Origin of the sequence: Aeromonas sp. sia0103 (assembly GCF_963895295.1) — a bacterium.
GTDB classification, from domain to species: Bacteria; Pseudomonadota; Gammaproteobacteria; order Enterobacterales; family Aeromonadaceae; genus Aeromonas; species Aeromonas encheleia.
The window spans coordinates 198,403-206,604 of record NZ_CAWQKG010000062.1 but is presented as its reverse complement, the minus strand read 5'-3'; the positions used below and the strand labels follow the sequence as shown (position 1 = coordinate 206,604).

The following is an 8,202-nucleotide window of genomic DNA, read 5'->3' as shown; positions in this document are numbered from 1 at the left end:
CAGAAGTGAAACGCGGTAGCGCCGATGGTAGTGTGGCATTCGCCATGCGAGAGTAGGACACTGCCAGGCTCCCAATTTGAAGAAGTCCGCTCAATCGAGCGGGCTTTTTTATTGCCTGAAATTCCTGCCATTCCAACGTGATACGCGGCCAAACCGTGTACTGTTTCCTGCCTTTATCTGCCTTTATCTGCCTTTATCTGCCTTTATCTGCCTTTATCTGCCTTTATCTGCACAGGGCAGCGCCATATTGACTACCCCGTCTTCCAGCTGGATGTCGATCTGAAAACCCAGCCGCTTGGCCAGGTTGATCATGCCGCGATTGCTGGGCATGGTCATGCCGGAGAGCTGGCCGATGCCACGCTCTCTGGCGTAGCGCACTATCTTCTCCATCATCAGCTTGCCCAACCCTCGCCCCTTCAGATCTGAACGGATCAGGATGGCAAATTCCGCATCGGACAGGTCTGGGTTGGAGATGGCGCGCACCACCCCCAGGATCTGCTGGTTGAAGGCGCCATCCTGCCCTACGGCGACGAAGGCCATCTCCCGGTCGTAGTCGATCTGGGTCATGCGGGCCAGCTCTTCATGGCCCAGTTCCCCCACATCGGCGAAGAAACGCTTGTACCTGTCTTCATCGGAGACCTTGAGCACGAACTGCTTGTGGGCAGGCTCGTCCTCCGGCCGGATTGGGCGCAGCAGGACATGGCTCTGATCCTTGAGCCAGGCCCCCTCTTCCAGCTCGGTGGGATAGGGGCGAATGGCCAGGGGGAGTGCCTGCTGGCCCTCCGCCAGCAAGACGAGCCTGGCGTCCAGGATCACCATCTCGTCGGCGCAGGCCTGCAGTGGATGCAGGTCAAGTTCCTGGATCTCGGGGAAGGCCAGCAGCAGCTCCGACAGCTGACACAGCACCCGGCCGAGGGCATCGATATCGAGCCGCGCCGGACTGGCTTGCTCGCGGATCTTGCCCTGCTTGAGGGCGCCGATGATCTGGTAGCGGGCCAGCGCCTGGTTGAGCGGCGGCAGGGCGGCGACCATCTCGTGTGGCGCGGCGCCGGATTCTCCGAGCAGGATGACGGGGCCGAAGACGGGATCCTGCTGCAGGCGGATGCGCAGCTCGAGCCCGCCGCTGCGTTTTGCCATGCGCTGCACCAGCAGGCCTTCAATGCGTGCCCCCGGATCGTGCTGACGGACCCGGTCCAGGATGGCATCCGCCGCCTGGGCCACCTCGGCCGAGGTGCGCAGGTTCAGCATGACACCGTGGACCTCGGACTTATGGGCGATATCCGGTGAGCGCAGCTTCACGGCTACCGGATAACCGATCTGCTCTGCGGTCAGCGCCGCCTCGATGGCGTCCGAGACGATCCAGGTTGGCAGGGTGGAGAGCCCGGCGGCCTGCATGATGGGGTGAACCAGGTGGGTATCGAGCACTCGTTGCTTGCGATCCAGCGCCTGCCGGATCAGCTGCTGGCAGCGTTCGACATCGAGTTGGCCGGTTTGCAGGGAGGCAGGGGTTTCCATCAGCTGCTTCTGGTTGCGGCGATATTCCACCATGTGCATGAAGGCGGTGACGGCACTCTCCGGGGTGCGATAGGTGGGAATGCCCGCCTCATTGAACAGGCGGCGACCGGCTTGTGCCGAGTATTCCCCGGCCCAGTTGGTCAGGATGTTGAAACGCCTGGCTCTGGGATGCTGCTTGATAAAGTCGATCAGGTTGCCAGCCAAGGCGGCGCCCCGTGCGGTGAGGGAGGGGGCATGGATCAGCAGGATGGCGTCGGCGCCGTCCCCCTGCAGCAAGGCATCCAGCGCCTGCCGATAAGCATCGACATCGGCATCGCTGCCGATGTCTTGCGGCGGCATGGCCAGCTTGCCACCGCGCTCCAGCAGCACATCGGCGGCCATGTTGGCCAGCCCACGGCCGTTGGAGAGGATGGCGAGCCGCTCCCCCTTGAGGGTCAAGGAGTGGCTGAGGGTCTCGACGGTGGCAAACAGCTCATGGGTATCCCGTACCCGCAGCATGCCGGCCCGGCGGATGGCCGCGTCGTAGACGTTGTCGAGCCCGTTGGCCGGATCGTGGCGACCGCTCTTGAGCACCAGGATCGGCTTGTTGCGCGAGGCGGCGCGGGCGGCCGAGAGGAAGTGGCGGGCATCGTGCAGCTTGTCCATGTAGATCAGGATGGCGCGGGTCGAGCCGTCGCGGGAGAGCTGATCCAGCAGCTGGCCAAAGTCGATGTCGCAATGATCCCCGAGGGAGACGAAGGCCGAGAAACCGATCTCCCGCTGTTTGGCCCAGTCGAGGATGGTGGTGCTGACCGCCGCCGACTGGGAGAGGAAGGCCACCTGCCCTGGGGTGGCGGCGATGGGGGAGAAGCTGGCGTTGATGCCCTGCCCCGGCAAGAGCATGCCCATGCTGTTGGGGCCGAGCAGGCGGATGCCGTATTGGCGGCACAGCCTCTGCAACTGATGGCGATCCTCGGCGGAGAACTGGGCGGCCAGTATGATGGCGGCGCCTGTGCCCTTCTTGCCGAGCTCCTCGATGAGTGGCAGTACCCGCTCGCGCCGGGTGCAGACGATGGCAAGGTCGGGGGACAGCGGCAGGCTGGCGATATCGGGATAGGCGAGCACGCCGGCGATGGCCTGGCTGTGGGGGCTGACCGGCAGTATGGGGCCCTTGAACTGACCCGCGAGCAGGTGCCTGATCACCACATGACCCGCCTTCTGCGGGTCGGTCGAGGCGCCGATGACGGCAATCGATTGGGGTTTGAAGAGCCGATCCAGGCCGCTTGGTTTCATGGGCACTCCTCATGGCGACCCCCGGAGGCGAGGGTGACGGATGGTGCCAGTCTAATACGCTTTCAGGGTATGTTCTGTGACCGATTGCGGATCATGACCGGACCAGGGCGTTGGCGCGCAGGTAGAACCGCAGTTCCCCCTGAATGCGCCTGATGGTGGCCAGGTGCCGATCCTGCAGATAGATCTCCTGCTCCCGATCGAGCGGGCAACGGCGGACGCCAAGGCTCTGCAGATACTCTTCAAACAGGATGGACCCCTTGATCTCGACAAGATGCTGGCTCACGGCGTGCTCCTCTGTGGCTGATGTGCTCGTCGGGCAAGTCTCCGCTGTTATCGGGTGCTTGCATACTGACACATATGACACCCACACGGTGCTCTATCCGTCTGCGCTTGCCGGGCCTGAGTCCTTCCTCAGCGCAGGGTGTGGCCGCGAGCCGTGTCCCAGAAGGCGCGGATCAGCGGCTCTTCCAGCCGCTTCTTGAGCACGGCGATGCCTACGTCGAACGGCTTGAGGGCGGGTTTGGGCTCGACGATGCGCACCTTGTCCCCCATGGGGCTGTGATCGATCACGGCGGCAGGCACCAGACCCACCCCGAAGCCGAGCGCCACCATGGCGACTATGCCCTCGTTGCCGGCGACCTCGGCATAGATGTTGGGGGCTATGCCCTTGTTGCGAAACCACTGGTCACAGCGTTTGCGGGCCAGCCCCTGCTCGGAGAGGATCAGCGGCAGCCGCTCCCAGTCCGGCTCGCCCTGCAGGAACCACTGGTTGGGTTGGGGGGCAGTGCGTGGCGCGATAAACACCAGAGGTACCTGCTGCAGGCTGGCAAACTCCAGCTTGGCGGAGAGCGCATCCGGTCTTGCTGCGATGGCGAGATCGGCCTCGTCGGCCAGGATCTTGTCCACCGCCAGCGCCGGGTCGCCGGTCTCGAGCTTGATCTCGAGCTGGGGATAGCGGCGGCGGAAGCGTTCCAGCACCTCGGGCAGCAGAAAATAGCTGGCGGTGACCGAGCAGAACACCCGCAGTCGACCCTGCAGCGGTTCGTCGCTGCGCTTGAGCTCCTGCTTGAGTCGGCGCCACTCCTGCAGCAGGCTGCCGCCGAACTCCCGCAGCTTCTCGCCGGCGGAGGTGAGCCGCACGCTGCGGTTGTCCCGCTCGAACAGCACGCAGCCGGTTTCCTGCTCCAGTCGCTGGATGGCGCGGCTCAGGGTGGAGGGGCTGACCGCCATGGCATCGGCGCTCTTGCCGAAGTGAAGGGAGTCGGCGAGGTGGAGAAACAGCTCGAGATTGCGAAGATCCATCTTTCATTCCTGCAACGGCATCGGGTGCCGAATTGTTCAGCTCAGGCAACAACTCCCCCGGCGCTCTTGCCGAACTGGGGGAGATCCCGCCTGAGATTGCGCAGAATCGTCTTTCAATTTCTGCAACATACTGTTCCGAATATATCAGTTCAGGCAATAAGTGTCCCGCGCTATAGTGGTTCAGACAACGCCGCCATCCGGCATGGAATCAATCGAACGGAGCAATCACCATGGCTAATTATTTCAACACCCTGAACCTGCGTCAGCAGTTGGCCCAGCTGGGCAAGTGTCGTTTCATGCAGCGCGAAGAGTTCGCTGACGGTTGTGCGGCGCTCAAGGGCAAGAAGGTGGTGATTGTGGGTTGTGGCGCCCAGGGTCTGAACCAGGGCCTGAACATGCGCGACTCCGGGCTGGACATCTCCTACGCCCTGCGCAAGGCCGCCATCACCGAGAAACGTGCCTCCTGGCAGAAGGCGACCGACAACGGCTTCGTGGTCGGCACCTATGAAGAGCTGATCCCGAGCGCGGATCTGGTGCTGAACCTGACTCCGGACAAGCAGCACGCCGACGTGGTGAAAACCGTGATGCCGCTGATGAAGCAGGGCGCGGCTCTGGGTTACTCCCACGGCTTCAACGTGGTGGAAGAGGGTCAACAGATCCGCGCCGACATCACAGTGGTCATGGTCGCTCCCAAGTGCCCGGGTACCGAGGTGCGTGAAGAGTACAAGCGTGGCTTCGGCGTGCCGACCCTGCTCGCGGTACACCCGGAGAACGATCCCCAGGGTGAGGGCATGGCCATCGCCAAGGCCTGGGCTTCCGCCACCGGTGGTGATCGCGCCGGGGTACTGGAATCCTCCTTCGTGGCGGAAGTGAAGTCCGACCTGATGGGTGAGCAGACCATTCTGTGCGGCATGCTGCAGGCCGGTTCCCTGCTGTGCTACGACAAACTGGTCGCCGAGGGGACGGATCCGGCCTACGCCGGCAAGCTGATCCAGTTCGGCTGGGAGACCATCACCGAGGCCCTGAAGCAGGGTGGTATCAGCCTGATGATGGACCGCCTCTCCAACCCGGCCAAGCTGCGTGCCTTCGAGCTGTCCGAGCAGCTGCGCACCCTGATGCGTCCGCTGTTCGAGAAGCACATGGATGACATCATCGCCGGTGAGTTCTCCCGCGGCATGATGGCCGACTGGGCCGAGGACGACGCCAAGCTGTTCGGCTGGCGCGAAGAGACCGGCAAGTCCGCCTTCGAGAATGCCCCGGCTTATGCGGGCAAGATCGCCGAGCAGGAGTACTTCGACAACGGCGTGGTCATGGTGGCCATGGTCAAGGCAGGGGTGGAGCTGGCGTTCGAGACCATGGTGGCCTCCGGCATCTATGAAGAGTCCGCCTACTACGAATCCCTGCACGAGCTGCCGCTCATCGCCAACACGGTCGCTCGCAAGCGTCTGTATGAGATGAACGTGGTGATCTCGGATACCGCCGAATACGGCAACTACCTGTTCGCCAACGCCGCCGTGCCCTTGCTGCGCGAGCACTTCATGCCGACCCTGCAGGCCGGCGATCTGGGCAGCTCCCGTGCCGAGAGCAAGGGGATCGACAACCAGGCCCTGCTGGCCGCCAACGAGGCGACCCGCAGCCACCCCATCGAGCAGATCGGCCAGACCCTGCGTGGCTACATGAAGGACATGAAACGCATCGCCGTCGGCGGCTAAGCTTCATCGGGGTGGGGGTGACGATCCCCGCCTGCTGGCTGGCTTAGACACCTGGCCAGGTGCCAGGAGTATGCAAACAAGCCGGTTATCGGCCACAAAAAAGCCCCGCTCATCGAGCGGGGCTTTTGCATTCAGGCAAGCGCCGGAAATCAGGCTTTCCAGGCTTTCCAGGTGTTGATCAGGCCGTTGGTGGAGCAGTCGTGGCTGGTGACCGCCGCCTCGGTGTTGAGCTCCGGCAGGATTTTGTTGGCCAGCTGTTTGCCCAGCTCCACGCCCCACTGATCGAAGCTGAAGATGTTCAGGATGGCGCCCTGCACGAAGATCTTGTGCTCGTACATGGCGATCAGGGCACCCAGCGTCTTCGGAGTCAGGCTCTTGAACAGGATGCTGTTGGTCGGGCGGTTGCCTTCGAACACCTTGAACGGTACCAGATCCTTGACCTGCTCCAGCGTCTTGCCGGCGGCCAGGAACTCGGCCTCGACCTGTTCCTTGCTCTTGCCGAAGGCCAGCGCCTCGGTCTGGGCGAAGAAGTTCGCCAGCAGTTTCGGATGGTGGTCGCCGATGGGGTTGTGGCTGATGGCCGGGGCCAGGAAGTCACAGGGGATCAGCTTGGTGCCCTGGTGGATCAGCTGATAGAAGGCGTGCTGGCCGTTGGTGCCCGGCTCACCCCAGATGATGGGGCCGGTCTGGTAGTCCACCGGCTTGCCGTTGCGATCCACCTGCTTGCCGTTGGACTCCATGTTGCCCTGCTGGAAGTAGGCAGGGAAGCGGTGCATGTACTGATCGTACGGCAGTATGGCCTCGGACTCGGCACCATAAAAGTTGTTGTACCAGAGGCCGATCAGCGCCAGCAACACAGGTACGTTCTGCTCGTAGGAGGCGGTGGCGAAGTGCATGTCCATCTCGAAGGCGCCTTGCAGCAGGGCCTCGAAATTCTCGAAACCGATCGACAGGGCGATGGGCATGCCGATGGCAGACCAGGAGGAGTAGCGACCGCCGACCCAGTCCCAGAACTCGAACATGTTCGCGGTATCGATACCGAACTCGGCCACGGCCTTGCCGTTGGTGGAGAGCGCGGCGAAGTGCTTGGCGACGTGGGCCTTGTCACCGGCGATCTTGATGAACCAGTCGCGGGCGGTCAGGGCGTTGGTCATGGTCTCCTGGGTGGTGAAGGTCTTGGAGGCCACCAGGAACAGGGTGGTTTCCGGATCGATCTTCTTCAGGGTCTCGGCGATGTGGGTGCCATCGACGTTGGAGACGAAATGCATCTGCAGGTGGTTTTTGTACGGGCGCAGTGCCTCGGTAATCATCACGGGGCCGAGGTCAGAGCCACCGATACCGATGTTGACCACATGCTGGATCGCCTTGCCGGTATAACCCTTCCACTCGCCTCCGATTACCTTCTCGCAGAAGCCCTTCATCTTGGCCAGCACGGCGTTCACTTCCGGCATCACGTCCTTGCCATCGCACTCGATCGGGCGATCGGAGCGGTTGCGCAGGGCCACGTGCAGCACGGAGCGCCCCTCGGTCATGTTGATCTTGTCGCCGTTGAACATGGCGTCGATGGCGCTGCGCAGGTCGGTCTCTTTGGCCAGATCCACCAGCAGCTTGAGGGTCTCTTCGGTGATCAGGTTCTTGGAGTAGTCGACCAGGATGTCACCGCCGAAGGTGAGGGAGAACTTGTCGAAACGCTGGGGATCCTGTGCGAACAGATCCTTGAGCTTGGTCTCTTTGTGAGCCGCGAAGTGGGTTTCCAGGGCCTGCCAGGCCTTGGTCTGGGTTGGATTGATGTTTTTCATAGGATTCCTGAGATTCCAAGTTGTGTTTGAACCTTGCAGGCAAGGCTCCCGCCAAACCTTATTATTCGAACATTATACCGAGCCCTGCGTGTGGCCCGTGTAACAGAGCTTTACCAATTGTCTGTCATCGAAGGAGTTTACATCCAAAACGCTGCGATTATGAGTCAGCAGGGGCCATCAGATCTTGCGCTTGCGCATGCTTCCCCGGCCTCGTCCGGCTGAAAGGGCTTTCAGCTCAGGGAGCGTGCAGATCGGCCTTGCCTCCGCTTCAAAGCAGGCATGGAGAGGCATCTTCCCGTCTATTTTATGAGCAAACGCAACTTTACCCCGCCAACGGCTGGTTATCATCTGAGCCAGATGGACGAGTCTCCCAGGGATGGCCAATGTTGTTGGAACGAGGAGATCGACATGAAACGCGCTTTATCCCTGTTTGCCCTTAGCCTGATCGCCACCGGCCTCATCGGCCTGCTGACCCTGGTGCTGACCAGCGCCGCCCCGACCCTGGAGATGCGGGTGCTGGCCGTGATGGCCGCCGTGCTGGGAGGCTATGTGCTGGTGCAGCCGCTGCTCAACCGGGTCGCCCGCCGGCTGGTGTGAGGGCT

6 protein-coding genes are annotated in these 8,202 nt (G+C 62.4%); 2 read left to right on the top strand and 4 right to left on the bottom strand.

Annotated elements, in window-relative coordinates; translation table 11 throughout:
- Positions 1-213 precede the first annotated feature (213 nt).
- From AACW18_RS20855 to ilvY, 3 genes are all read right to left on the bottom strand, one after another.
- Positions 214-2,787 carry a bifunctional acetate--CoA ligase family protein/GNAT family N-acetyltransferase gene (locus tag AACW18_RS20855; protein WP_218389733.1) on the bottom strand — a complete coding sequence of 858 codons (2,574 nt, stop codon included), beginning with the start codon at positions 2,785-2,787 and terminating at the stop codon, positions 214-216.
- Between the two features lie 91 nt (positions 2,788-2,878).
- Positions 2,879-3,070, bottom strand: coding sequence for a hypothetical protein (locus AACW18_RS20850; protein WP_218292106.1), 192 nt, complete (start codon positions 3,068-3,070; stop codon positions 2,879-2,881).
- A 128-nt stretch (positions 3,071-3,198) separates the two neighbouring features.
- Positions 3,199-4,089 (bottom strand): HTH-type transcriptional activator IlvY, encoded by an 891-nt coding sequence (ilvY, locus tag AACW18_RS20845; RefSeq protein ID WP_218389732.1) that lies wholly within the window; start codon positions 4,087-4,089, stop codon positions 3,199-3,201.
- A gap of 230 nt (positions 4,090-4,319) precedes the next feature.
- Here ilvY and ilvC point away from each other — a divergent pair, with 230 nt between their 5' ends.
- Positions 4,320-5,801 carry a ketol-acid reductoisomerase gene (gene ilvC / locus AACW18_RS20840; RefSeq protein WP_218389731.1) on the top strand — a complete coding sequence of 494 codons (1,482 nt, stop codon included), beginning with the start codon at positions 4,320-4,322 and terminating at the stop codon, positions 5,799-5,801.
- Between the two features lie 149 nt (positions 5,802-5,950).
- On the opposite strand, the gene pgi is transcribed toward ilvC, so the two are convergent.
- Positions 5,951-7,600, bottom strand: a complete 1,650-nt coding sequence (gene pgi, locus AACW18_RS20835) for a glucose-6-phosphate isomerase (RefSeq protein WP_218389730.1) — start codon at positions 7,598-7,600, stop codon at positions 5,951-5,953.
- Positions 7,601-8,008: 408 nt separating this feature from the next.
- On the opposite strand from pgi, the gene AACW18_RS20830 reads away from it, so the two are divergent.
- Positions 8,009-8,197: a hypothetical protein gene (locus AACW18_RS20830; protein WP_042654464.1), complete on the top strand. Its 189-nt coding sequence runs from the start codon at positions 8,009-8,011 to the stop codon at positions 8,195-8,197.
- Positions 8,198-8,202: the final 5 nt, after the last annotated feature.

Bases quoted from the DNA above. Each gene is read 5' to 3' on its own strand.
- AACW18_RS20855 (WP_218389733.1), bottom strand. From the start codon at position 2,787: ATGAAACCAAGCGGCCTGGATCGGCTCTTCAAACCCCAATCGATTGCC.
- ilvY (WP_218389732.1), bottom strand. From the start codon at position 4,089: ATGGATCTTCGCAATCTCGAGCTGTTTCTCCACCTCGCCGACTCCCTT.
- ilvC (WP_218389731.1), top strand. From the start codon at position 4,320: ATGGCTAATTATTTCAACACCCTGAACCTGCGTCAGCAGTTGGCCCAG.
- pgi (WP_218389730.1), bottom strand. From the start codon at position 7,600: ATGAAAAACATCAATCCAACCCAGACCAAGGCCTGGCAGGCCCTGGAA.
- AACW18_RS20830 (WP_042654464.1), top strand. From the start codon at position 8,009: ATGAAACGCGCTTTATCCCTGTTTGCCCTTAGCCTGATCGCCACCGGC.